Consider the following 24,841-nt stretch of genomic DNA (forward strand, 5'->3'; position numbering starts at 1 on the left):
GTCGCCGGATTGACGATGTCGCGCCATTCGGTGCTGGCCGACTCGACGAATTCGCCGTCGATCAGCAGCTTGACCGTCGGCACGCTCTGCCCCGCGTGGGGCGTCGGGATTGCGTTCATCGTGCAACTCTCCTTGGAGTGGCTGCCGTGCGCGGCACGCGGGCGGCAAGCCGGTTCATGTCGGGTAGCGCCCGGGGCCGCCTCGGCCCCGGTCACTTCGATTCGGCGGCGAAATCCTCTTCCCAGTACTCGCCGGGCATCCGCGCCGACGCATCGTCGCCGCGCTCGAGTTCGCGGCGGCGCAGCTCGACGCGGCGGATCTTGCCGGAGATCGTCTTCGGCAGTTCCGCGAACTGCAGCCGGCGGATCCGCTTGTACGGCGCCAGCTTCTCGCGCGAGAAGCGGAAGATCTCGCGCGCCAGCGCCTCGCTCGGCTCGTAGCCGTCGCGCAGCATGATGAAAGTCTTCGGCACCGACAGCCGCAGCGGGTCCGGGCTCGGCACGACGGCGGCCTCCGCGATCGCCTCGTGCTCGATCAGCACGCTTTCCAGCTCGAACGGGCTCAGCCGGTAGTCGGACGACTTGAACACGTCGTCCGCGCGGCCGATGTACACGTAGTAGCCGTCGTCGCGCCGCATCGCGATGTCCGACGTGCGGTAGTGGCCGTCGCGCATCGCGTGCGCGGTCGCCTCGGGATTGTTCGCATAGCCGTTCATCAGTCCCACCGGGCGCGGCACGTCCGCGCCGACCGGCAGCGCCACCTCGCCTTCGGCGGACGGCGTCCCGTCGGGATCGAGCAGCACGATCCGGTAGCCCGGCATCGGCCGCCCCATCGCGCCGGCCACCACCGGCTGCCCCGGCGAATTGCCGATCAGGCAGGTGGTCTCGGTCTGGCCGTAGCCGTCGCGGATCGTCACGTCCCACGCCTTCTTCACGCGTTCGATGATCTCGGGATTGAGCGGTTCGCCCGCGCCGACGATCTCGCGCAGCTTCACGTCGAACGACGCGAGCGGCTGCTGCACCAGCATCCGCCACACGGTCGGCGGCGCGCACATCGTCGTGATCCGATGGCGGACCAGCGCATCGAGCACGACCTTCGGCTCGAAGCGCGCGTAATTGAACGCGAACACGCACGCCTGCGCATTCCACGGCGCGTAGAAGCAGCTCCACGCATGCTTCGCCCAGCCCGGCGAGCTGATGTTCCAGTGGATATCGTCGGGCTGCAGCCCGACCCAGTACATCGTCGTCAGGTTGCCGACCGGGTAGGTGCGATGCGTATGCTCGACGAGCTTGGGCTTCGACGTCGTGCCCGACGTGAAGTACAGCAGCATCGGATCGCTTGCGCGGGTGACGCCGTCGGGTTCGAATTCGGCGGAGGCGGCGTAGCCGTCGTTCAGCGTGAGCCAGCCATCGAGCGGCGCGCCCGCGACGATCTTCGTCAGCGCGAGGCCGGGCTGCTCGAACTTCGCCGTTTCGTTGTCGTCGACGATCGCGAACTGCGCGCCGCCGATCTGCACGCGGTCGCGCACGTCGTCGGCGGACAGCTGGGTGGTCGCGGGCAACACCACCGCGCCGAGCTTCATCGCGGCCAGCATCGCGTCCCACAGCTCGACCCGGTTCGGCAGCATCAGCAGGATCCGGTCGCCGCGCCGCACGCCGATGCCGCGCAGGTAGTTCGCGATCCGCGCGGACCGCGCCGCCATCTGCGCGAACGAGTACTGCGCGCCGCTGCCGTCGGCTTCGACGATCCACAACGCCGGCCGGTCGTTGCCGCGCGCCATCGGGTCGAAATAGTCGAGCGCCCAGTTGAATTCGTCGAGCGCCGGCCACTGGAACTCGCGGTACGCGGTGTCGTAGTCGCGGCGGTGACGCAGCAGGAAATCGCGTGCGCCGAGGAAAGCCTGTGCCGTCATCGTGTCGTCTCCATCCATGTTGCGCGAGCGCGGATCGCGGCCGGGCGCGCGGCAGCGGTCAAAGCTGCCGCGCGATCACCATCCTCTGCACTTCGCTGGTCCCCTCGTAGATCTGGGTGATGCGCGCGTCGCGATAGTGGCGCTCGACTTCGTAGTCGACGAGGTAGCCGTAACCGCCGTGAATCTGGATCGCATCCGAGCATACGGCCTCCGCCATCTCCGACGCGAACAGCTTCGCCTGCGACGCTTCGGACAGGCACGGCAGCCCGGCCGTGCGCAGCCGCGCCGCGTGATGCACCAGCAGCCGCGCTGCGTTGATCCGGGTCGCCATGTCGGCGAGCTTCTCCGCGATCGCCTGATGGCCGGTGAGCGGCTTGCCGAACTGCACGCGTTCGCCCGCATAGCGGCGCGCCCGGTCGAACGCCGCGCGCGCGATGCCCACCGCCTGCGCGGCGATGCCGATACGGCCGCCCTCGAGATTCGACAGCGCGATCTTCAGCCCCTCGCCGCGCGCGCCGAGCAGGTTCGCCTCCGGAATCGCGCAATTCTCGAACGTGATCGGGCAGGTGTCGGACGCGCGGATGCCCATCTTCTTCTCCGGCTTGCCGACGATGAAGCCGGGCGTGCCGGCCGGCACCAGGAACGCGGAGATGCCGCGCTTGCCCTGCTCCGGATCGGTCATGGCAAAAACGATCGCGAGACCGGCCCGCGCGCCGTTCGTCACGAACTGCTTGCTGCCGTTCAGGATCCAGCTGCCGTCGCGCAGTTCCGCGCGGGTCCGCAGGTTGTGCGCCTCGGAGCCGGCCTGCGGCTCGGTCAGGCAGAACGCCCCGATCGTCTTGCCGGCCGCCAGATCGCGCAGCCAGCGCTCCTGCTGCGCGTAGCTGCCGAAATGCAGCAGCGGCCCGCAGCCGACCGAGTTGTGCACGCTCATCATCGTCGCGCACGACGCGCAGCCCGCCGCGACTTCCTCGAGCGCGAGCGCATAGGCGACGTAGTCGGTATAGGAGCCGCCCCATTCGGCCGGCACGATCATGCCGAGCAGGCCCAGTTCGCCCATCTGCGCGACGATCTCGTCGGGCAGGTGCGAGTCGCGGTCCCACTGCGCGGCGTTCGGCGCGAGCACATCGGCGGAAAACGCCCGGGCGGCGTCGCGGATCATCCGTTGATCTTCGGTATAGAGATCGTCCATGGCCAAGCGTGTCTCCTGGGCGGCCGCGCGAGTGCGGCGCCATCATCTGTCAATACGTAAAGTGTAGGCAACGTAGGGGTTCTGTTCGATGCTCGCTCCGCTCAATTACACTGATCGTTTTTGCCACAACCGCGCCGCGCGCAGCTTGACGATGAACAACGAGGAAAAAGGGACGGTCTCGATCGCGCTGGTCGAGACGAGCGTTGCGCTGGCGCGCCGCCGAGGTATCGACGGCGCGGCGCTCCTCGCGCAGGCGGGCATCGCGCCCGCTCTGCTCGCGGCGCCCAAGGCGCGCGTATCGGCCCGCCAGTACGGCGCGCTGTGGAACGCGATCGCCCGCGCGCTCGACGACGAATTCTTCGGCCAGGATCCGCACCCGATGCGCTGCGGCAGCTTCATCGCGATGAGCCAGGCGGCGCTCGGCGCGCGCACCGGCATCCGCGCGCTCGCCCGCGCGGTGAATTTCATGCACTGCGTGCTCGACGACCTGCACGCGGAAATCGACGCGGATCCGCATCGCGTGCGGCTGCGCTTCGTGCATCGCCACGGCGCGCGCACGCCGGAGATGTTCACCTACGCGACCTATTTCATCATCGTCTACGGCTTGACCTGCTGGCTGATCGGGCGGCGCATCCCGCTGCTGCACGCGAGCTTCCGCTGCGACGAGCCGCCGGCCGCGCACGAGTACCAGCTGATGTTCTGCGACGACATGCGCTTCAACCAGCCCGCGTCGTACGTCGACTTCGAACCGGATTTCGCCGGACTGCCGGTCGTGCAAACCGCCAAGACGTTGAAACCGTTCCTGCGCGAGGCGCCGGCGAGCTTCATCGTCAAGTACCGCAACCCCGACGCGCTCGCCGGCCGCGTGCGCGCCGTGCTGCGCGGGCTGCCGCCCGCCGGCTGGCCGACCGCCGACGCGCTCGCGGCGAAGCTGCACGTGGCGGAGGCGACGCTGCGGCGCAAGCTCCGCCAGGAAGGGCTGTCGTACCAGTCGATCAAGGATGCGCTGCGGCGCGAACTCGCGTTCGACGCGCTCGCGGAACCGGGCCGAACCGTCGCCGACATCGCCGCCGCGCTCGGCTTCGCCGAACCGAGCGCGTTCTACCGCGCATTCCGCAAATGGAGCGGCATGAGCCCCGCCGACTACCGGCAGCGAACGACCGGCTTCGCGCTTTCGCCCGAAAGCACCTAATCTTTAAGCACCGGGCAACGCCCTTTCTTCGGTTCGTCCGACGCGGCTGCGGCGCCGCAACATCGCGTCGCGACCGCCCTGGACGCCGCGATGCGTTCCAATCGTCCTCCGTCGTGGCCGCCGTTGCTGCACCACGGCACGCAGCGCCACAGCAGGCTTCCCGCACGGCTCGCGCGAGCGGTGCTGTTGCTGCTGGGCCTGTTCGCGGTGTGCGCGGCGCTGGCCGCGCCCGCGCCGATCGTCGTGATCCCCGTCAACGGCGCGATCGGCCCCGCGAGCGCCGATTTCGTCGTGCGCGGCCTCGCCCGCGCCGAGCGCGAGCATGCGCAGCTCGCGGTGATCCAGCTCGACACGCCGGGCGGCCTCGATACGTCGATGCGGCAGATCATCAAGGCCATCCTCGCGTCGCCGGTGCCGGTCGCATCGTTCATCGCGCCGAGCGGCGCGCGCGCGGCCAGCGCGGGCACCTACATCGTGTCCGCGAGCCACATCGCGGCAATGGCGCCCGGCACCAATCTCGGCGCGGCGTCGCCGATCCAGATCGGCAGCGGCGGCGGCCCGATGCCCGGCGCCGCGCCCGGGGCCGCCGGCCCCGCATCGGGCGCGCTGCCCGCCGACACCGCCTCGACCGAAGCCCGCAAGGCCACGCACGACGCCGCCGCGTACCTGCGCGGCCTCGCCCAACTGCGCGGCCGCAATGCCGACTGGGCCGAACGCGCGGTGCGCGAGGCGGTCAGCCTGCCCGCCGCCGATGCGCGCGCGCTCCACGTCGTCGACCTGATCGCGACCGACACCGGCGACCTGCTCCGGCAATTGAACGGCCGCGGCGTCGCGACCGCGTCGGGCCTGCACCGGCTCGACACCGCCGGCGCGCCGCTCGACCGGCAGGAAGCCGACTGGCGCAACCGCTTCCTGTCGGTGATCACCGATCCGAGCGTCGCGCTGATCCTGCTGACGATCGGCATGTACGGCCTGTTCTTCGAATTCGCGAATCCGGGCTTCGTGCTGCCCGGCGTCGCGGGCGCGATCTGCCTGCTCACCGGGCTGTTCGCGCTGCAACTGCTGCCGGTGAACTACGCGGGCCTCGCGCTCGTGGTGCTCGGCCTCGGCTTCCTGATCGCCGAGGCGTTCCTGCCGACTTTCGGCGTGCTGGGCGTCGGCGGGATCGTCGCGTTCGCGATGGGCGCGCTGATGCTGATCGACACCGACGTGCCCGGCTACGGCGTTCCGTGGCAACTGATCGCGGCGCTGTCCGCGGCGGGCGCGCTGCTCGTGCTCGGTGTGTCGAGCGTCGCGCTGCGCGCCCGGCGACGCCCCGTGGTGGCGGGCGCCGAAGCGATGGTCGGCAGCATCGGCGAGGTGCTCGACGACGGTCTGCTGCCCGACCAGCCCGCGAGCGGCTCGCCGGCGGGCAGCCCGGACGCGCCGTCGGCGGCGGGCTGGGCGCTGGTGCACGGCGAACGCTGGCGGGTCGCCAGCACCGCGCCCGTGGCGGCCGGCCACCGGGTGCGGGTCACCGGCCGGCACGGCCTCACGTTGACCGTCGCGCCGCTGTACGACCCGGTCCATCCGCATGGAGATCCATCATGATCGGCTTCTCGTTCGGCTTCGGCAGCTTGCTGTTCCTGCTCGCGCTCATCCTGATCGCGTCGTCGATCCGGATCTTTCGCGAATACGAGCGCGGCGTGGTGTTCATGCTGGGGCGCTTCTGGAAGGTCAAGGGGCCGGGGCTCGTGCTGATCATCCCGATCGTCCAGCAAGTGGTGCGGATCGACCTGCGCACCATCGTGTTCGACGTGCCGCCGCAGGACGTGATCACGCGCGACAACGTGTCGGTGAAGGTGAACGCAGTGGTGTATTTCCGGGTCGTCGATCCGGAGAAGGCGGTGATCCAGGTCGCGCGCTTCTTCGAGGCGACCAGCCAGCTCGCGCAGACGACGCTGCGCTCGGTGCTCGGCAAGCACGAACTCGACGCGCTGCTCGCGGAGCGCGAGAAGTTGAATGCCGACATCCAGAAAGCGCTCGACGCGCAGACCGACGCGTGGGGCATCAAGGTGTCGATGGTCGAGATCAAGCATGTCGACATCAACGAGACGATGATCCGCGCGATCGCGCGCCAGGCCGAGGCGGAGCGCGAACGGCGCGCGAAGGTGATCCACGCGGAAGGCGAACTGCAGGCTTCCGAGCAGCTGCTGCAGGCGGCCCAGCGGCTTGCGCTGCAGCCGCAGGCGATGCTCTGGCTCACTCATTTATAATCAAAGACATAAGTGTCTTTGTCTAACTTGGTGCGTAAACATTGAGCAGGCCCTGGCGCGGGTTTGCGGGCCGTTCGGAGCGCAAGTTAGACAGGAAAAACCGCTAATCCGCTCGCTCGACCAGACTCTTTCGCCAATCCCCAATGAACCCAAACCGCGGCGCCGGAACTGGCTCCGAGAACCAGAAGTCAGTACGTGGCGCGACGTTCGGCGCGAGGAACCAATACGCGTGCCCATCGGCATCAATCGCCCACCAGCGTGCGCTCTTCGGTGCTTTCATCCAGTCGACCTGCGGCGCATCCATACAGAATCTCCGATAAGACAATAGGAAAGGTCATGTCCGCATGGTACACACCGACTTCGGGGCATATTTGCCCAGCAAGAAATGCGGTAGCATGTCTCACCCCACCCTCCCAGGAGCGAGACCGATGCCGGTTCAATGTCTATTCACGCTCAACAGCCAACGCACGTCCACCCTCAATTGCGCTGGCTTCGGCGGCGTTCTGGCTTTCTCTGGCAACAAGCAGTTTGTTGACCGCCCAGATTCAACCGACGTAGTGGGAGCCGGCGCGATCCCCAAGGGGCGCTACTACATCGTATCGCGACAGACTGGCGGCCGACTTGGCCCGCTTCGCGACTTCGCATTAGATATTTGGTCGAACAGCGAGCGCGCAACCTGGTTCGCGCTGTATCGCGCAGATGGAAAGATTGACGACGAGACGATCGAGAAAGGCGTGAAGCGGAGCGCCTTTCGCCTACACCCTAACGGTCGATGGGGCATTAGTGACGGATGTATTACCGTGACAACGCAGCAGCAATTTGATCAGCTTCGGACGTATCTGCTAAAACAGTCCACGGCGACGATTCCAGGCACCAGCATCCAATATTACGGAACCGTGGACGTGAGATGAAAACGCTCATCCGGCTCATTATTTCGATCTTCCTTACCATACCGGTATTCTTTGGGCTGTCTCGCATTGATCCGCTCGCGCGTTGGGTGGGAAGCGATCAAACATGGACCTTACTTACTCCAGTATTTCGCTTATTCGGCGCAACCGGCATCGAGGAGGAGGAAGATATATTGCTCGCCATTCTGCTCATGGTCAGCTTCATCATTGCCGCCGCCCTCGTTTGTGGTGCTGAGAGATATTTCAAGCGAAGATCGGAAACTTGAAAGGTCTGGAATCTGATTTCAATCGAACAATTTCAGAATACGCTTAACGTCCTTGCATGTTAGAGGCGGATGGACGCCGCTCATGCATGGACGGGCTTCATCGGAACGGGCTCGCGGAACGCTTTCACCAATTTATTGTTGGTGATCCCGTGCGCACAACGTGCAAGGTAAAACTGCGCCCAATATTTAAGCGGTGCGCGTCGGTGCAGAAGATCGGCCGCATGCTCACGATCCAGCCCTATTAAAGCATCGTTCAGGTAGGCTGAAATTTGAGAATCGAGAAGCTTCCGAGCCTCATCGAAGCTCTCAGTCTGCTCCGCGAGCGAAAAATCCAGGCACATCACAACCCATTGATCGCCATCTTTCCTTCCCAAGCAATGCAGAATGAGCTGGCTGGGTTTCATATAACAGCCAGCGCACGTCCACCCTCACCCATCCGTATCGACCTCGTACTGAGCCACACTCGGATCGTTCGGTAACTCTGCTTCGATGCTACACGTGTAAGCGCGCTTGCTCATAGCGCTCACCACCCGCTTGACGATCCAGTTGGTCGGGACGTTCGAATTGAACTCCGCAAGTATAAGTGGTCCCTCCGCCGTCAGATCAGGATGACCGGGGCATTCTGCGGTGAACTCAAATACCTCCCGCTTGCGCCGCTGCAACTCTGCCGTCGCCGCGGCGAGCGCTTCGGCCTGGTTCGTGAACCAATAGCGGATCCTCTTGACGGGCTCGCCCTGCCCAACCTTCACCTCATGCCGCTTGCCCTTGTGGGCCATGTGGTAATAGGCGGCCACGGTGCCCGCAGACTCGCGCGCCACTTCGTTGCACGTCCAATCGGTCAGATCGCTTTTACGCAGCGTCACCGTCGGCAGCTGAACCCCGCCGACCGTCTTCGCGTCGCCGCGACGAGCAAAGATCAGCTTGCCGCCCACGGGCTTCGCTATCGCATCGTACCGCTTGCCCAACCGCAGCAAGAGGTTGATGTCGGATTCCGCGTCCTGGTTGAGGTGCGGCAGTTGGACGCTTGCGAGCGATGCCGAAACGGATGCGGTCATGCCATGTTCTTTCGCCATCTTCGCCACCATGTCGCCGATCCGGGTACCGGACTTCCACGTGCGCGTCTTCTGCGTCTGGAAATCGGATTTCCCTTTCGGAGTCTCGGCATACACCGCCGCACGCGCACGAATCGTCATACGATCGGGCGGCCCGCCCATCCGTATTTCGTCGACCACGAACAGGCCTTTCCGGGTATTCTGCCCATCGTAGCCTAAAAACACCTGCAGTTCCGCACCCTTCCTGGGTTTCGTGATCGGCCGCTGCGGATCCTGATCGCTCAGTTCGATTTCCAGCGTATCGGACTGCTCGCCCGTCTCGTCTGTCAACGTAATTCCGATCAATCGATCCGCGATCGTCGCAGTCACATCAGCATCATTCGCCAAGATGTGAAACGTCGGCTGAATACCCAGCGCGCTCAATCCCATAGCTTGACACCTCGTACCGTCTGCGCAGCAGCAGCCTGCTCGGGTAGCACGATCATCACGCCGGCGGGAAGCACAGGGCCATGATCGGCCAGCCCTGGATTCACAGCGAGGATCGCTTCAACCTGGCCGCTGTCGGTCGCTCCGTAATACTTCCAGGCGATTTCGTCGACCATATCGCCGTCGCTCGTGGTGTAACGTGTCGCCATCAAAACAATTTCCCTATCGAACTTGTGATGCTACCGACGGCGTTGCCAGCGGCAGATTCGGCCGACGCGATCGCGCTCTGCGCCGACGTCACCAAGCCGCCGGGATTGAGCGCGCTCACGATCCCGGCCAGCAAGTTCATCGGGCCACCGTCGAACCGCCGAAGGCTGATCGTGAATTCCTGCTTACGCGGCTGGCCGAGCGCAGCGAACAGGCTCTGCCTCTCCTCGACGCCCTCAATAACCCAGCGCCCATAGACATTCCCGGCGCCGTCGACCAGCAACTGCGGTAGACGCTGCCCCGCCAGCACTCGAATTTTGTCGAGCTGCCCACCCCCACCGCGAAACCCCGGATAGATCACGCCTGGCAACGAAATTGTGTCGCCGCCGGGCCCAACATACTGCAATGCCGGATCCTGACCGATGCGGTCCTGCGCGACCCAGCGATATTCTGTTCGGCGATTCAGCTCCTGAAATGCCGCCGTGTTGAGGCCGAAAATATAGCTCCCCAGCATCATCATCGGCATGAAGCCCGTGACAAAGGAAGCCGCGTCCGACGCATTCGTGTTGATTCCCATGATCACCCCGCCATCGCCGGATCGTAAAGCATCCCGCGCTGCGAGACGCCTGCGCGTTCCTTTAGTTTGCGGTGGATACGCTCCGCCAGCGCGTCCGCATTTTCGCCAGGTTGTTGATGAACCTGAATCGTCGTCTGGCTATTGTCGTGAATCACCGTGCCGCCAGAGCCGCGCGCGCTCGCCATCGGGGGCGCGTCGCGCGGGCCGTTCGCCGGACGCCCAGCTGACGGCGAGGTATCCAGCGCGCCCCCGTCTCCCCCGCTCCCTGGATCCCCCCCACCGCTTGCGAATTCCTTGACCTTCGCCCACGCCACTCCGATCCAACTGAACTTGTCCTGAATCCAACCTACGAACGGCAAAAAATCAGCCTTGATGCCAGCCCACAGCCCCTTGAACCAAGGCTTCAGCTTGCCCCAATTTTCGTAGATCAGGTACGCAGACACGGCAAGCGCCGTAATCGCCAGTCCGATCGGGTTCAGCAACAACGCGCGGCCGACCCATAGCATCGACGAGCCAATGAAGCGCAATCCTATGCCGAACGCTTGAGCCGCAAAGCCGCCTGTCGACAGCCCGACCGATGCCATCACCGCCGCAGCACCGAACCGGATAATCGGGGCGATAAGGGACAACACACCGCCGCGAACAAGATTCGCCGCCAAGCCGAAAGCGAGCGTCGCAAAACGCAGGCCGACCAAGGCCCCGATCGTAAATTCGATGTTACGGGTCAGCTTGGGATGCGCCTCGACCCATGGGATCAACGTGTGGCTGACAAACTGGTTCGAGCGGTCGAGGATCGGAATCAACGCCTTTCCGAGCGGTTCGGCCGCTACGCCGATAAAGGTTTCGATCGAACCAGTCAGGGCCGTGAGCTTATTCGTTAAACTTCCCATCGATACCGAAATGCGCTGTTGAATCGATGCCTGTTCGTCTTCCGCCTTCAATGACGCTTGATACCCCGCGACACCCTTTCGCGAAATCAGTTCGGCCGGGCGGGCAGCCTCCTGCCCGAACAGCGCCTTCAACACCTGCGAACGCTGCTCGTCGCTCGCGATATTCTGCAACTTGCCGAGCTGCGCGACCATGTTATCGATACCGGCGAAGCTCCCCTTTTTATCGAAGAACTGCAATTCGATGCGGTTACGCTTGAGGATCGCCCCGACCTCGCGCATTTGCGGCGAATGCTTCTTAAGCGTCATCGACAGCGTGGCGATGCGCGTAAGCATCATGCCGAAATTCGTACCAAACGTGGAGCCGTCAATTCCGTTTTGAGCAGCCTGTCCCTGCAGGGCGTAGATCTTGCGGACTGCATCCGCGCCCTGAACCTTCAGACCGCCAAGGCTACCGCCGTAATACTTGGCTCCCAGCAACAAATCGTCAGGTTTCAAGCCGAAAGCGAAGCGCGCGCGCTGAGTCAGATCCGCCATGCGCCCTAGTTCGTGCTCTGAAAGCTGGAAGGATTCGCGCAGCTTCGCCGTCATTTCGGCAGCTGACTCGATCGGCATTTTCAAGACCACGCCGAGCTGGGCAGCGGCCGTCAATGCGCCGCCCGCGATCATCTCCGCGCTTACCCCGTTTTCCTTCAGCGCGATCGCGACGTTGTGGAAATCGGCCAGGGTACCCGGTAACACGTTATGCAATGCGATCGCCTGTTTACGGATTTCCTCGAACTGAACCGGCACTTGACCGCGTGAATCCAGCATCGCAACCTTGAGGTCCGTCTCCGCGTCGTTGATCTTCTGATAGGCGTGCAGCGCGCCAATGACGCCCCCGACCGAGGCGATTGTGCCAAGATGATGGCCGAACGGGATTTTCCCAAGCAGCGCTTCGCGCCGCTGCGCGTTCCTTTCGCGCGCGCGCTCGACCTCGAGCAAACGGGATTGGGCAAAGCGTAACCGGTCAGTCTGCTGGATGAGCGTGCTGTATTTCGCTTGCAGCCCCGTCACGTCCATCCCGGCTTTGCGGAACACATCGATGGACTTCCCCAACAGCCGCTGCCGCTTATCGAGTTCGCGAATGGAGTCGCCAATACTCGACAGCCCCTTGCTTGCGCTGGAAAACGCCGTGCGCAACCCACTCGACACTGCTCCGCCGATGGTGATAATCGCATTCAGACGTTTATTCGATGACATGGATCAGCTCTTTGGCAACCCGTCGAGCCACCACAGGAAGCGATGAACAGACATGGACAGGATCGACGCTTCCGACCAACCTGTATGGGACGCGAGCGACAACGTCCCGTCCCGCACGAATTTCTCGCTCAGTCGAGAAAACCCAGGAACGCCGCCTGCAGGCGCTGGTAATCGCGCAACCGAAGGCCGTGCAGGTCCGACGGCACAATCTCGCACAGATTGGCGAGCAAGGCCAATTCGCTTTCGCCTGCGCCCAGGTCACCGATGGCAAGCTGATCGGCGACCGTCGGCGCGCGCATCCGCAGTACGGCGGTCTTCGTACCCGACAGCTCGGCCGGATGCGACAGCGTAATGTCGACGTGGGTATCGCTATATTTCAGGTAATCGGGGATTTTCTTCGGGGCCGCCATCTTGCTTACTCCTGGGAATAGAAAAAATCAGAATTTGGTGCCGGCGCGACGATTACATGCCAATGGCTTTTCGGATCGCCGCCAACGTGTCGCTACCATTGATGATCTGCGTCATATTCAAGACATCGATTTCGTGAATGACTGAATCGCCGTGCTGTAGCTTGTAGTAATGCAGTGCCAGGGACACTTTCAGTTTCGGCAAATCCCCCGGCTTGCTGGCCCCCGGGTCAATTTCTTTGATTTTGCCGCGCATGGTATGGACAACCGCGGTCACCTTGCCATCGAACGACTCGAGCGCTTCACGCAAGATGAAGGGCACGGTATTGCCCTCCGTGACACCGAACAGTGCCAGCACATCTTTGTTATACGAGACCATCGTGAAGTCGGCGTTCAGTTTCTCCATGCCGAGCGTCACTTCGATCGGGGCGTTCATGCCACCGCCGCGAAAGTCCTCGTTCTTCTGCGTCAGCTTCGGCGCGTTGACTTCCTCGACCTCGGCTGCAAACCCCCGCCCGTCGACAAACAAGTTTAGATTTTTGCGAACATCTTTGGCGACCATGATCAGAAAATCTCCGCGATATAATCGTTAACCAAGTGACTGCGGAATGTGATTTCTTCGGCCGGGAAAACCGGTGTGAAATCAAAGTCGAAGAAAATCTTCCCAGCCGAAATATTTGCGGCCGTGTTAATGTCAGGATCGATCCAGCACTTGCCCCCGAGGATCGCTCCTTGTGCCTGAAGCCCCCGCAGGAAGTTACTGACGCCCTCAATCACTGCATCCACATATCCTTTCGTGATGCCTCGATCGACAGCCCATAAATGTGCCGCCTCGAGGCTGTCGTTGATGATGTCCGAAGTACGGGACACACACAAAAACGCCCACTTTGGGTCGCTCGACAACGTGCGGTTTCCCCAAAGACGAAACCCGCTATACCGGATGATTGTCGTGACGTTCTGGCTGTTGAGGATATTGGCGCGGCTATTCGAGTCTCCCATCGCGAAATCAATCGCGCGCCCGGTCCCCGTGCACCCATTCAGCGTATTGTTCGACGGCGACCACCACCAGCCGCGTACATTGTCGACATACGCAATCAGGCCCGCGACAGCCGCGCTCGACGGGCGCGTCACAGTGTCCCCTGTGCGCGCGTCTGTCGTCGTCCACCACGGGTCGACCAGATAGATCCGGCGATCGCCAAAATCGCCGGCATAGGCTTGTGCGTCGGCGTCGGTCGTACTCGGGCCGTCTGCAATGATATGAGCGCGCAGGCTTCGTGCAACGCTCAACATCGACGACACCACGGCATTAGCCGACGCCCCGACTGTCGCTTTGAATGTCGCGTCCGTCGTGCCAACGCCCGCCGCTGCCGGCAGCGAAAACGTCGCGCCTCCCTGGTAACCATAGCCAGGCGACGCCAACTGGACCGTCGTGACCTTTCCGCCGGCGACCGATGCGGTGGCCATTGCCCCCAACCCCGGCGCGTCCGTCGTCATCGTATACGTCCCATCCGTATAACCCGCTCCCGGATTGTCGATCACGATCGAATTGACCCCATCCGTGACACGCTGATGCGTGAACCCCGGTGCGATCAAGAGCCGCGGCTTGACGCCAAGTCGTGTCTGCGACGACAGAAATGCTCTCGACCCGGTGTAGCTGCCGTCCGCCGCGACACCACCGATGACGTTGGCGCGTTGCGTCGCGCTGTCAAGCGCTATGTCGACACGAACCACGACAACCGCAGCACCGATGCTCTGGAAGATGTCATCGACGGCCCCCGGCAACGTGCCATAGTCGAGCGTGCCAGCCGGCGCTTTAGACACCAGCTTCGCCGCCAGGCTTTGCGAGCCTGCAATCAGCACCGGCGTATTGAGCGGAAATACGGTTGGATCGGCGAAGGGCGCCGTTCCGACCAGTCCGATCACGCTTGCGGACGATACAGTAATGGCGCGCGTCCCATCGTCGATGTCGGTGGACTGCACGCCATGCAGAAAATCGGTAGTCATGTAAGAAGGTCCGTCAGCCGTTCATCGTGTCGCCTATACTCAACGCAAAATTCAGATCGTTCCTCTTGCGGTTTTACGGCCCCGATCAGTCGCGTGGTGCCTGCGGCCAGGTTGCGTTCGCTTGGGTCAAATCGACGGCCTTGACTGCCCGACTAAACGCAACCCACGCCTTGGCGAGGACAGTTTCCGCATCCGTCGCCTCACCGAGCGAAACTGCCATTTGCAGCGGCGCAAGTGCAACGCTCGCCTGCTGAAGCAACTGATCTCGCTTCGCCGTATTCATGGCAACGATTTGATCCTGAGTCGGCGGCAATGGGTCGAGCAGGATCGGTGTCAGATTGAGATCAAGCGCCATGCGCTTGCCCTCGGACTGCCCAGCAAGCAACATCTGCCACTGATCATCCGTAATCGCGACAGCCTGCACGCCGGCAGGAACCGGGCTGATCTCACCATCGTAAAAACCAATGATGTTGCGTTGGATGTCATATGCAGCGTATTTTTGTCCCATGTCAATTACCTACCGCGATGTATCGAAAAATATTGTTCGTCGGAGCTGTACCGCTTGCGCTAAACGTACACCCCGTCGCCGAAATTCCGGAAATCCCCCACGAGTAGTACGCATTCGCCATCCCGGTTGCATCGATCACACCCGTGACCTGGCGAAATCCACCGTTGGAAAATGCAATGGGGAAGGTGATCGCAGAACCATTGCCGGGAGACCATACGGCCCCCCACTGTAAGATCAGGCCACTGGGTAGCTTCTGATACCCGTTTGCGCCCAGAAGCGCGCCGAACGCGGCAGACTTACCCCATTGCAATGAACCGCTCATGATGTTCCACGCGTCCCCGCTCGATACCGCGATGGCCGAGTCGCCGCTACTGAGCACGGGCGTCATCGCGCCCGATTGCCCGAACATATAGATGACATCCTTGCCGGCCGGTATCAGCGTCGTCGTCAAACTCTGCATCCCGCTGTTCAGCGAAATGGCGGAGCCAACCGGCACGCTCCCGAGCGGCGGCAGCGTGCATACGACGGACTGCGTGGCGTTGAGATACAGCAGACAGCCAATCGCCGAGCCGTCCAGCTTGGGAGCCGGATCGGCGATAATCTTGAATGCGCTGAAACTCCCCAACGCACGCTGCACAAAGGCAGTGGTTGCCAAAATCGTCGTGTTGTTGCCTTGGGCTGCAGTCGGGGCTTGCGGCGAACCCGTAAACGCCGGCGAGTCCTTCTGGGCAAACTGGGCGAAGATCTCCGAAATCCGATTGAACAGATAGCGCGTGCGATTGGCGAGATTGACGGCCTGCATGTTCGCAATGCCGCCGACGCCGCCCAAGACAGGGTCTGTTTTCTCAATCTGATACACGCCGTTATCGAACTGATCGACTTCATTGATATTTGCCATTTACGAAACAATCCCGTAGTTGAATTTTCCGGCGTAGTCGATCGCCGCGTTATAGGTCGCAGCGACCCGATCGAATTCCAGCGCAATCAATACGCAACGCGCTGGAGCAGTGTTCGCTAGGATTCGCTTAACCTGATCCGCCTGTGTATTGGAAATTGGCCGTTCCAACCGAACCCGGTAATAGGCCCAGTTCCGGTCATCGGGTTCGCCGTAGGTTGCAACACCGTTGTGGGTAATCGCGCCGTCGTAATTGTTCGATGACTCGCCTTCCAGAATCACAGCACCGGGATAACCGGCGGACGACAACGCCAGTCTGATCGATTTCAAGGTCCCTTTCGTGCGGTGGACCGCGGCGCTTGACGCAATAACGGCGCGCTTGGTCGACTCGGTCCATTCGCTGTCCCATTCGTCCACGCCCAGCGCCCATGCCAACCACGGCAACAACGCGACATCACATGTCTGCGCATTCCACACGGTACGCGCTCTGATCGGCACGTCGCTAATGCGTGCGATCACCGACGCCAGCGCTTTTTCTTGACGCGTCGCGTTAGGAGGAAGCAACGAAACATCAGTCACTGCTCCCCCCGATGGTGACTGACAAGCTCGTACAGTACGACGCTTGAATCGGTGAAATCATCAGATTCGCGACCAGGCCAGGGGCTTGGAATGCCACATCTTCAACCCCTGCGACGCATAGGGCGCCATACCAACCCGCCAGAGAGACAGGGCGGCCGTTCTTATGCCGAGCGAGCGCATAGCCTGCGCCCGACGCATTGGCATTAGCGAGAACCGTCGTGGCGTCCGCCCCGTTGAGCAGTGTCAGCACGGCGGATATGCTGTATTCGACAATCTGGGCCGACTCAACCCGAACCGTATCGCATAGCGGTCGAACACTATCGGCATTGAGCACAAGTCGGACCGCCTGAATCGTCGCGTCGGGCGCCGCCCCATTCCCCGTGCGCGACAAAATCGAGACCAACACGGTCCCGCCGCTCGGCGTGGTCACGCTCACATCCAACACATCGCCCGACGCACTCTTGGCAAAATACTGATACGCGCCCATCGGACCGGCACAACTGAACCCTTGCATCGATAGTTGGATACGCGCTCGATACGGATCATCGTCTTCCATGACAGCAGGAGCGGGCGGGATCGTCGTATTGTCTTCGTGCTGGATCGTCAGGCGCGCACAGTCATAGTTCGCACCGATATTGTCGAGATCCTCTTTTTCCGCGTAGGCCAGCATGACGGCCGACGCGGAATCGTTCGCCCGCTGACGGAGTAGCATCTCGCGGCATGCACACACTTCGAGCACTTTATAGGCGGGATCGCTTTCGACCAATGCAGTGAATGACGGCTCGCGCTTTTGTAAATCTACGATCATGTCGACCAGAATCGCCTCGTAGTCGATAATCTCAACGACTGACGGCTTGGGTAGCTTCGACAGATCGATAGGTGTAAAAGAACCAGCCATCAGGATACCTTAATTCCCATGAGCTTTTCTTGCTTACCAGTCGGCACGTAGAGCCCCGTCAAATCCAGGGTAATCGATCCTGGCGCCGCGCTTGATGCGTAGACCCGTTGAATCTGAAACCGTGTTTCCCATCGCTGGATAGCATCGGCCGTCGCCACGAAGATCTTCAACAACGTCTCGCGATTCATCGGGGCGTCGATCAAATCGGGCAGATCACTACCGTAGTCACGGCGCATCACCCGCGCCCCCTTTCGGGTCGTGAGAATGTCTGTAATGCTCTGCCGAAGATGGAGCATGTCACCCAGGGCCTTCCCCGTCGTCGCGCTGATGCCGTTCATGGATCGATCACCACCAGCGAATCGCGTGGAAGAAGGCCGCGGCGGCAAAGAAGTACACGGCGACGAGCCCGGCGTAGTAGGCAACGCGCAATGACCTGTTTTCGCAGAAGAGTCTCATCGCTTCGAAAATTTCCTTGCTATATTTCCTTTCAAGCCGTCCTTCTGTCTCTATCAGAGGGTTGCGCTAGAAAACCCCAGCCGTTCGCCCGGTTTGGGGTTTTCGCTATTTAGCAATGTAAATATTTGCGCACGAAAAGCATCTTCTGGCTTTCATGAACAGAAAACCTCTTGCGGATTTACGGCTTGGCGTTGCTGGTCGGCGGGCCGTCGTGCTCGATGTGGTGATGGCCTTTCAGCGTGATGCCGTCGGCATCGACATCGCCATTCGCCACCTTGACGCCGCCCTGAATCGTGTTCGTGCCACCCTCGGTGCCGGCATTGCCCGCCACGCCCGAAAGCCACGACAGCAGTTTTTTGACGATGGCTTGCCCATCAAAGGTCGCTTGGTCGCCAACGTGCTCGAACTGTTGCGCCGTCAGCGTCGCTTTCCCATCCTGCAAGATCAGTGACGTACTGCCAACCTGAAGCGTGATGTTGCCCCCGGATGGGACGCTGATGAGATACGCATGCGCGGCTCGGTCATAACTGACGAGCGCCCCATCCTTGTATTTCCGCACATGCCGCTCCGGGTTGGTCTCGGGCATCGGCATCGCATCTTGCGCGATTCCGAACAGAACAAAGCCTTGCGCCTGTTCTCCAAACGGGGAGAACACCACCGCTTGCTCGCCGATCTCTGGCGCCCAGAATTCCGAATCATTGCCCGCCCGAGGCGAAAACCATGGCAGCCAGTCGGTTTCCAGGCTGCCCATCGCGACCATACAGCGCGGAGCGCGCGGGTCCGCCGCGTCCACCGCGGAAACCTGTCCGACCCGGATCATCAGCGCAAATCGGCGTGACAGTTCAGCCAGCGAATAGCTCAAGGTGTCACCTGATGATAATCAGATTCATGCGCGGGACCGATGTCAGGCGCGAAGCCCACGTAAACCGTATGTGGCGCGATGGTGTCGTCCGGCATCCATATGTCCGTACCGAAATAGGCGAGCTGAGACCATTCGACACGCCACACCTCGAACTGATCAAGGCCCGGTTCGAACGCGTCCTGATACGCACCGATCAAACGGGCTTCACCGACGGGTTGTCCGAATCGCTGGAATCGCAGAAAGGCGCTAAATTCGGCAGCAAGCTTGCGCACCCGCCGGCGCATATGTGGCGTGCGCAACCCGAGGATGATCCGTGCGACGACTCGCATTTTCATCGCCTGTTGCTCCGTGCCCGGATCCTCTGCGTCATCCCCGTCCATCTCTTCGATCTCGATCAAGCATGCCGGCGTCGTTAAGGGCTTGCGATCTTCGGGGTAGTCTTCCACGGTTTGGAAGATCGGAAACTGATTCTTGATCGCGGACACTACGGCGCTATGGTACGAATCTAGGTCGATTGCTGGGATCTGCGCCATTTCAGCTCATGCTCGAAGATTTGAAAGAAACGATCGAAAAACGCCGGTTCGACGAGTAACCGGTCCTCAATGAACGTGTCGGCCTTATCCTTGATGTCGAGCGCCTGTTTCTCGATAGGCAACCTAGCATTTCCCTTTCGCTTAAAAACGAATTTCTTTCCGTTCGGCGCCTTAGCAACGAAACCACCTTCGATGTAGAAGCGGCCCACGCTGACGCCTTTCGCGGTCTTCTGGGGCTCGCCCAAATAGATATAGGCGATCGGATCGAGACCGAAGAAAATCGAAATCTGGCTACCATTCGCGCCGCGAAGGACCGGGCGCATCTTGAGGCGGCGAAGCTGCAGAATCTGACGTTTAATTCCCAACTCTTTCGAGAGGCCGGCAATCGCCCGTCCACGTAGCCAACGACCCATCTTCGACAGGGTTGATGCGAGCGCCTGCCGTACCTGCCTCTCTGTCGCCTGTAGGTCGATCGCAATGCGTTCCAACCCTTGCGCGTCGATCTGGATGTCAACTAGGCTCATGGGATATACCTGTCGGTCTGCGGCGACAGCTCTAGTACCGCCAGACCGTTACCGTTCGGCTGCGGCCCGGTTCGCACATCGTATTTAACGCCGGACACCAGCGCGAAGCAACCGCGCGTCACGCCGGCGAGGTCAGTTTCCTTGCAAAGCACGTGCGGCAGCGTCGTATCGAACTGGAATTCCCCCGACGACTTACCGTTCTCGTAGGGGTCACTGAAAATCCCGTTGATCGTGCGTGTGGCGCCATCTTCGAACGTGACGCCGATCACCGATGCAAAACCGCCCTCGTCTTCCGATTCGAAGAATTCGTCCAGATATTCCCAAGACGGCGCGGGCATGATTACGCCTTCGCCGCATGCTCCGCCGCATCGGCGACAGCCTGCTCCTGTGTATCGAACGGTCCAGCGAACGCCTCGGGTTCACTCGAGTCATCCCCTTTGACCCACCCCCATTTTCCCTCACTATCCGATACGACATAACCGCTCGGTACACCGGGCGGTTGCAGCGGCGCGGTGGTCGGGGTAGTGCCCACGCCGCCAACCTCTTCAGGCGTCGCCAATTCCGCCTTGCCGCGGTTCAGCAAATCTTTCGCTTCGTGTTCCAGCAACTCAACGATTTCGCCGGGCTGGCAGATTTCGCCGGCGATCGCCAGGCAATGCGTCAGTTTCAGGAAAAATGTCTTGGGCGTACTCATATCTGTCAATGACTCCCGGTACGGTTTCAACAGGGCCGGGCTACTTCTCGGCCCATCTCGCTAGATCACTGACCGCCAGAGGCACCCGCCTTCCGACCCAACGTGAAGGACTGCACACGTCGCACCGCAAAATCCACGTCCTGGAATACGATGGTGCGAATGCGGCCCTTCGTACTGTTGGTGAACGGATCGACCTGCATTTCCAGACCGCCCCACATGCCGATAAGAAGATCAGCGAAATTCCCCATGAACACGTCGCCGGTAGCAATCTGGTTCGTGATGGCCGCGCCATAACCATTAACGGTGCCACCCGGTTCCCAGATCGTCGCCGCGCTCGCGCTGCCCGGGAACTTCAGGGTGGTTTTCGCGTAACCGCGGAATGCGGCGTTCGCGACGTAGGCCATCGTGTCCACGTCCGCGTTGTCCAACGCGACCGCTGTTTCCATCTGGACCAGCTCCGCGAATGTCGGGTCCGCACCCGCGAACGCGACCGCATGAATGCCTGTTACCTTGGAAATGCCCAGCGGCTGGTTCGCCGTGCCGGTACCGTAGTAGCCGGCCAGATCCAGCGTCAACGCGAGCGACGCGGCCAGGTCGTAGCGCAGCAGCGCTTCAGCATCCGGCGTGCCTTGCTTCAACAGCTTGCGCGTCACGTCACTGTACGCCGCGGCCGTCTTCGGCGACAACGCGATCTGACCGAAATCGATATTGTTTTCCGGTGCTGAATCGTCTTCGCCGATCCAGTATCCTTGACCCTTGGTGTTCTGCTTCGGAATATCGATGTTGCCGACTAGGCCACCCAGGACGCGCCCCATCTGCATGATCGTCGTCTTGTTGCGCAGGATGTCGATGAACGATGCGGCCAGCAGGTTCGTCGCGATCAGGTTCGAACCGGAGCTGCCAGCGCCCTGCTGTCCGTTCGTGCCGGCGCTGACAACGCGCGCGGCCATCGTGCCACCGATGGCGCTGCGCAGCACGTCTGCCGGGATCATGAACTTGTCGCCCGGCTTACCCGATTTGTCGCGTGCGGCTTCCGACGCCTCGAATTCGAACGCAGCGGCCTTGCGTGCGCCGATGTCGCTCGGGTCGGCCATCGCGCGAACAACCTTGATGAACGAATACTGCTCGCGTTCGCGATCGCTCAAACCCACGTCGGCGCTACGCGTCTGCTCATTGAGCGGCTGCGACGTGCGCTGATTCAGTTTCTCGAGCAAATGCGCTTGAAATGCTTCCGGCGTCTTGCCAGCGTCTCGGGCGAACGTCATTGCATCCTCGACCGCGCCGAATTTCTCCCCCATCTCGAGAATGGCGGCAACGCGCTTCTGGTTATTCTCGCCACCGCTACGCGTCGCCTGCTCGATGTGCTGACCCGCCCGCTCGATGACTTCGAGGGTGTCGACAATGGCTCCCTTTTCATCTACCTTCGCGCGGACAAGATCACCTTGGGCGTTTCGCAGAAATTTTTCGCTCATGTTTTGAATCACCTCGATAACGGGTTCAGTAGGTCCTTGTCCGGTAGTCTCCAACTTGCTCGACCGCAATTCCTCTTGCGGTTTTACGGCAGATCGCCCCACGCCGACCGTAATGTCAGCCGGTACGCTGACAAAGGAAATCTCGTAGGGCTGCCAGCGCGTGATGAGCCACACGTCCATCTCGCCGCGCTCTTCGATCAGTCGCGCATCGAGGATTTGATAACCTACCGAAACGTGCGAACGAATGCCGTCAACAACGTCCTGAAAAATTTCTTGCGCGCGTGGGCTTCGACCAAAGCGCGCGACGGCACGCCCTCGACGGTCTGCGTCTATCGATGCGCTGTCGACAACACCAACCTGGTCATCCCACTCGTGATTGACCAGGAGCGCGGCCTGATCCGACAAGCGCGCCATGTCCACGGCACCCGGCGAGTGATCAAGGATTTCAATCCCGAACCATTGCGGTACTTCCGACTCGGAACTGAACGCCAGCTCAACCGTGCGCTCTTCGATGTTGACCGAATCACGCACCACGCGCGCAGAGCGAACGACCTTACCGCGCTCTCCGATCAATTCCATCAGGCGCGTGGACTGCGCCGCAGTAAGAGTCTTCGGTGGCATATTGATTGCCTGATTAGCGTCGCGGCGCCCGCGACTACCCTTGATTTTTTCCAGTTTCGCCAGTTTTTCCGCCGGTACCGACTGCGTCGGCGGACTTGCCGGCCGCGGCGTCTGCTGCACCCACACCTTGAGGGGATTCATCGACGTTGATTCTCCAAGTTTCAGGCAGGAACGATGCCTTGATAATTTCATCCGGGATGCCAGCAGCCTGCATTTCGCGAATGTCTTCGGAAATTTCCCGATAGACCAATGATGGATCTTTGCCGCCCTCACGAATGATTTGCCCCGGACTGCTCATCAGATGGTTCTTACTGTCGATGGCGGCCTGCACGTCGGCCCGCGGGTCGATCCACGCCCATCTCCGCGCCTGCCATTGCACATCCTGGTAGGCGTCGATTCGCTCCGGCTTCAGCGAGCGGCCAGTGTCAAGCTTAATGTGTCCCGCGAGCAAGCTGTACGGCAGCCAGGCTTCGTAAACAGGCGCAATCAGCGTCTCAATTAGGAATTCTTGCAATTCCTTCCACGTCTCGCGCTCGTCAAGCGTGCCCTGTCGGATACTGCTGAAATTCACGCCCTCTAGATCGCTGGCGAGGTTGTTGTAAAGCACGCCAAACCCAGCGGCAACCCCACGAAGGTGCCCCTTTGTGAAGACTGCCGTTTCGCCGTTCGGGAATTGAGAATCAAACGTCTCAAATCCAACACCCTGCGGCAATTCGTGAAATGTGCCCGGCACTGCGTCGATCTCGATCGGGCCGCTATCCTCTTCGCGATCGTCGGGGACGGGTGCATCAGCGTCACGCGTGAAGAACCCCATCTTCGATGCAGCAATGCGCGCGTTGACCAGCGCCGCATCCTCAAACGCACCGAGATTGCGCATCCTGAACAGGCTGGTCGCCATCCACGGAAGCCCACGCTTCTGACCAGCGATGTCCTCGATATAGCCGTGCAGAATTTCATCGGCGGGGATCTCGATGAATTTGCTGTTGGTTCCGTAAAACAGATAGCCGTAGTACGGTGCCGATTCGTCTGCGACCGTGAAAAAATACGAAATCGGCCGACCGAATCGATTGAATTTGACGCCGTGTCGCACGAATGCGCCATCGCCAAGGTTGTATTCGTCGTACTCGACCGGGCAGCGTTGTGCGTCGATCACCTGCAACGAGAATCCCCACGGCCCGGCGTCCTTCCCGTACACTTTGCGCACGAAGAACTCGCCATCCGTTACCAGACTGTTAACACAGACCGCTTGAATGGCACGCCAGGATTTTTTCCCGGCGACATCACTATTTTTCTTCCTTCCCCACTCCGTGAATGCACGTTCGAGCGCTTGGTTCGCTGCGGTATCTAGCGCCCCCTTGCCGCGCTTGCTACGAGCCTGTAGCAGCACCCCTTTAGGCCCTACGATATTGGAACGGCAAATCCGTTTGAACGCCTTGCCGTAGTCGTTGTTGTTGCCTTGCTCACGGGCCCGAGCGACGAGTGCCATCTGATTGCGCCGAATCACGTCATCGGCGGTGACCGGCACAGTCCCCCAAGAGGCATTCAGGCGATCATGCTCCGCCGCACGAAAAAGACCGGTCGACATGCCATAGGGTGAATGCATTGAGCGACGCCGACCCGGCGTGCTCGCCTGGGGCGCAGAAAGGGCCGGCTCAACTCGAGCCGCCGCAGTTGCAGTGGTTCGCGATTCACGTTGAAAAAATTTCAGTGGATTCAGCATGAGGTATTACAGCCAGGTTCGAACGGTACGGCCGAACAGCGAATTGCCGCCGTTTTGCGCGGCCAGCATGGCTCGAAGCTCTTTCCGGTATTGATTGCGCAGTAAAATCAAATCGGCGATGGGCGTGCGATATAGCTCGCGGTCCTGGATGCGATACCGCTCCTGATCTTTGCTCGCACGCCTTTCAATGACGGCCTCGATCGCGTCCAGCACCTTCTGAAGGTGCCCGCGCGTATCGATCGGTGTTTCGATAGCCGACAGATCGCGCTCGATCTCGATCTGGCCACCGACAATCTCGACCACCGCACCGCCTGAATCGATCGCGCGCAAGCTGAACACGTACTCGCCTGCGGCCCATGCTGCGGTCTGAGTGGCCGGCACAGCGAAGACATGCTGCGCACCGGCCGCAGTGCTCGCCAGATCAATCGCGGAAGGACCACGCAACAGCAATTTCAGCGTCCATCTGGGAGTCGGGTGCGCAGGTAGCGTCGTTCGCCATCCGAAATCCACGCCAGCCGTGATCGTGTGGGGCAATCTGTCGTAACTCTGCAT

28 protein-coding genes and 1 pseudogene are annotated in these 24,841 nt (G+C 61.4%); 5 read left to right on the forward strand and 24 right to left on the reverse strand.

Annotated features, from left to right (window positions below; all coding sequences use genetic code 11):
• Positions 1 to 211: 211 nt before the first annotated feature.
• Positions 212 to 1,912, reverse strand: coding sequence for an AMP-binding protein (locus tag RZR99_RS11890; RefSeq protein ID WP_323119963.1), 1,701 nt, complete (start codon positions 1,910 to 1,912; stop codon positions 212 to 214).
• Between the two features lie 58 nt (positions 1,913 to 1,970).
• Positions 1,971 to 3,104, reverse strand: coding sequence for an acyl-CoA dehydrogenase family protein (locus RZR99_RS11895; RefSeq protein WP_323119964.1), 1,134 nt, complete (start codon positions 3,102 to 3,104; stop codon positions 1,971 to 1,973).
• Between the two features lie 151 nt (positions 3,105 to 3,255).
• Between RZR99_RS11895 and RZR99_RS11900 the strand changes: the two genes are divergently transcribed.
• From RZR99_RS11900 to RZR99_RS11910, 3 genes and pseudogenes are all read left to right on the forward strand, one after another.
• A complete protein-coding gene (locus tag RZR99_RS11900; protein WP_407655439.1) occupies positions 3,256 to 4,296 on the forward strand; it encodes an AraC family transcriptional regulator in 1,041 nt (346 codons plus the stop codon).
• 90 nt (positions 4,297 to 4,386) lie between these two features.
• A complete protein-coding gene (locus RZR99_RS11905) occupies positions 4,387 to 5,886 on the forward strand; it encodes an NfeD family protein (RefSeq protein WP_323119966.1) in 1,500 nt (499 codons plus the stop codon).
• Positions 5,883 to 6,530, forward strand: a pseudogene (locus RZR99_RS11910) (slipin family protein); the annotation flags it as partial. The gene RZR99_RS11905 and the pseudogene RZR99_RS11910, both read left to right, overlap by 4 nt.
• 124 nt (positions 6,531 to 6,654) lie before the next feature.
• Here RZR99_RS11910 and RZR99_RS11915 read toward each other — a convergent pair.
• Positions 6,655 to 6,855, reverse strand: coding sequence for a hypothetical protein (locus RZR99_RS11915; protein WP_323119967.1), 201 nt, complete (start codon positions 6,853 to 6,855; stop codon positions 6,655 to 6,657).
• A 124-nt stretch (positions 6,856 to 6,979) separates the two neighbouring features.
• On the opposite strand from RZR99_RS11915, the gene RZR99_RS11920 reads away from it, so the two are divergent.
• Both RZR99_RS11920 and RZR99_RS11925 read left to right on the forward strand, forming a co-directional pair.
• Entirely contained in the window at positions 6,980 to 7,462 is a 483-nt protein-coding gene (locus tag RZR99_RS11920; protein ID WP_323119968.1) for a DUF2778 domain-containing protein, read from the forward strand.
• Positions 7,459 to 7,725 carry a hypothetical protein gene (locus tag RZR99_RS11925; protein ID WP_323119969.1) on the forward strand — a complete coding sequence of 89 codons (267 nt, stop codon included), beginning with the start codon at positions 7,459 to 7,461 and terminating at the stop codon, positions 7,723 to 7,725. The genes RZR99_RS11920 and RZR99_RS11925 overlap by 4 nt, the downstream gene beginning before the upstream one ends.
• An 80-nt stretch (positions 7,726 to 7,805) precedes the next feature.
• On the opposite strand, the gene RZR99_RS11930 is transcribed toward RZR99_RS11925, so the two are convergent.
• The 21 genes from RZR99_RS11930 to RZR99_RS12030 form a co-directional block, all read right to left on the reverse strand.
• Entirely contained in the window at positions 7,806 to 8,129 is a 324-nt protein-coding gene (locus RZR99_RS11930) for a hypothetical protein (RefSeq protein WP_323119970.1), read from the reverse strand.
• A 24-nt stretch (positions 8,130 to 8,153) separates the two neighbouring features.
• The gene (locus RZR99_RS11935) at positions 8,154 to 9,206 is read right to left on the reverse strand and encodes a phage tail protein (protein ID WP_323119971.1); all 1,053 of its coding nucleotides are present in this window, start codon (positions 9,204 to 9,206) and stop codon (positions 8,154 to 8,156) included.
• Complete coding sequence (locus RZR99_RS11940) at positions 9,197 to 9,412, reverse strand: tail protein X (protein ID WP_323119972.1); 216 nt, start codon at positions 9,410 to 9,412, stop codon at positions 9,197 to 9,199. Before RZR99_RS11940 ends, RZR99_RS11935 begins: the two co-directional genes overlap by 10 nt.
• A complete protein-coding gene (locus tag RZR99_RS11945; protein ID WP_323119973.1) occupies positions 9,412 to 9,987 on the reverse strand; it encodes a phage tail protein in 576 nt (191 codons plus the stop codon). Before RZR99_RS11945 ends, RZR99_RS11940 begins: the two co-directional genes overlap by 1 nt.
• Before the next feature lie 2 nt (positions 9,988 to 9,989).
• Positions 9,990 to 12,116: a phage tail tape measure protein gene (locus RZR99_RS11950; RefSeq protein ID WP_323119974.1), complete on the reverse strand. Its 2,127-nt coding sequence runs from the start codon at positions 12,114 to 12,116 to the stop codon at positions 9,990 to 9,992.
• A gap of 128 nt (positions 12,117 to 12,244) precedes the next feature.
• On the reverse strand, positions 12,245 to 12,526 hold the full coding sequence (locus RZR99_RS11955) for a phage tail assembly protein (RefSeq protein ID WP_323119975.1): 282 nt from the start codon (positions 12,524 to 12,526) through the stop codon (positions 12,245 to 12,247).
• A gap of 52 nt (positions 12,527 to 12,578) precedes the next feature.
• Positions 12,579 to 13,085, reverse strand: a complete 507-nt coding sequence (locus RZR99_RS11960) for a phage major tail tube protein (RefSeq protein ID WP_323119976.1) — start codon at positions 13,083 to 13,085, stop codon at positions 12,579 to 12,581.
• Positions 13,086 to 13,087: 2 nt separating this feature from the next.
• Positions 13,088 to 14,527: a phage tail sheath C-terminal domain-containing protein gene (locus RZR99_RS11965; protein ID WP_323119977.1), complete on the reverse strand. Its 1,440-nt coding sequence runs from the start codon at positions 14,525 to 14,527 to the stop codon at positions 13,088 to 13,090.
• Positions 14,528 to 14,612: 85 nt separating this feature from the next.
• Positions 14,613 to 15,035: a tail fiber assembly protein gene (locus RZR99_RS11970; RefSeq protein ID WP_323119978.1), complete on the reverse strand. Its 423-nt coding sequence runs from the start codon at positions 15,033 to 15,035 to the stop codon at positions 14,613 to 14,615.
• Position 15,036: 1 nt separating this feature from the next.
• Positions 15,037 to 15,933: a gp53-like domain-containing protein gene (locus RZR99_RS11975; RefSeq protein ID WP_323119979.1), complete on the reverse strand. Its 897-nt coding sequence runs from the start codon at positions 15,931 to 15,933 to the stop codon at positions 15,037 to 15,039.
• Entirely contained in the window at positions 15,934 to 16,509 is a 576-nt protein-coding gene (locus tag RZR99_RS11980) for a phage tail protein I (RefSeq protein WP_323119980.1), read from the reverse strand. It lies immediately after the preceding gene.
• Complete coding sequence (locus tag RZR99_RS11985; RefSeq protein ID WP_323119981.1) at positions 16,502 to 17,407, reverse strand: baseplate assembly protein; 906 nt, start codon at positions 17,405 to 17,407, stop codon at positions 16,502 to 16,504. The genes RZR99_RS11980 and RZR99_RS11985 overlap by 8 nt, the downstream gene beginning before the upstream one ends.
• Complete coding sequence (locus RZR99_RS11990; protein ID WP_323119982.1) at positions 17,407 to 17,745, reverse strand: GPW/gp25 family protein; 339 nt, start codon at positions 17,743 to 17,745, stop codon at positions 17,407 to 17,409. The genes RZR99_RS11985 and RZR99_RS11990 overlap by 1 nt, the downstream gene beginning before the upstream one ends.
• Positions 17,746 to 18,041: 296 nt before the next feature.
• On the reverse strand, positions 18,042 to 18,725 hold the full coding sequence (locus RZR99_RS11995) for a phage baseplate assembly protein V (protein WP_323119983.1): 684 nt from the start codon (positions 18,723 to 18,725) through the stop codon (positions 18,042 to 18,044).
• Entirely contained in the window at positions 18,722 to 19,258 is a 537-nt protein-coding gene (locus RZR99_RS12000; RefSeq protein ID WP_323119984.1) for a hypothetical protein, read from the reverse strand. Before RZR99_RS12000 ends, RZR99_RS11995 begins: the two co-directional genes overlap by 4 nt.
• Positions 19,231 to 19,782 carry a phage tail protein gene (locus RZR99_RS12005; RefSeq protein WP_323119985.1) on the reverse strand — a complete coding sequence of 184 codons (552 nt, stop codon included), beginning with the start codon at positions 19,780 to 19,782 and terminating at the stop codon, positions 19,231 to 19,233. The genes RZR99_RS12000 and RZR99_RS12005 overlap by 28 nt, the downstream gene beginning before the upstream one ends.
• Positions 19,779 to 20,120, reverse strand: a complete 342-nt coding sequence (locus RZR99_RS12010) for a head-tail joining protein (RefSeq protein WP_323119986.1) — start codon at positions 20,118 to 20,120, stop codon at positions 19,779 to 19,781. The genes RZR99_RS12005 and RZR99_RS12010 overlap by 4 nt, the downstream gene beginning before the upstream one ends.
• A 2-nt stretch (positions 20,121 to 20,122) precedes the next feature.
• A complete protein-coding gene (locus RZR99_RS12015; protein ID WP_323119987.1) occupies positions 20,123 to 20,476 on the reverse strand; it encodes a hypothetical protein in 354 nt (117 codons plus the stop codon).
• A 65-nt stretch (positions 20,477 to 20,541) separates the two neighbouring features.
• The gene (locus tag RZR99_RS12020) at positions 20,542 to 22,710 is read right to left on the reverse strand and encodes a phage major capsid protein (RefSeq protein WP_323119988.1); all 2,169 of its coding nucleotides are present in this window, start codon (positions 22,708 to 22,710) and stop codon (positions 20,542 to 20,544) included.
• Complete coding sequence (locus RZR99_RS12025; protein WP_323119989.1) at positions 22,604 to 24,289, reverse strand: phage portal protein; 1,686 nt, start codon at positions 24,287 to 24,289, stop codon at positions 22,604 to 22,606. The genes RZR99_RS12020 and RZR99_RS12025 overlap by 107 nt, the downstream gene beginning before the upstream one ends.
• A gap of 6 nt (positions 24,290 to 24,295) precedes the next feature.
• The gene (locus RZR99_RS12030; RefSeq protein WP_323119990.1) at positions 24,296 to 24,841 is read right to left on the reverse strand and encodes a hypothetical protein; all 546 of its coding nucleotides are present in this window, start codon (positions 24,839 to 24,841) and stop codon (positions 24,296 to 24,298) included.

Origin of the sequence: Burkholderia alba, from assembly GCF_034721475.1 — a bacterium.
Taxonomy (GTDB): Bacteria; Pseudomonadota; Gammaproteobacteria; order Burkholderiales; family Burkholderiaceae; genus Burkholderia; species Burkholderia alba.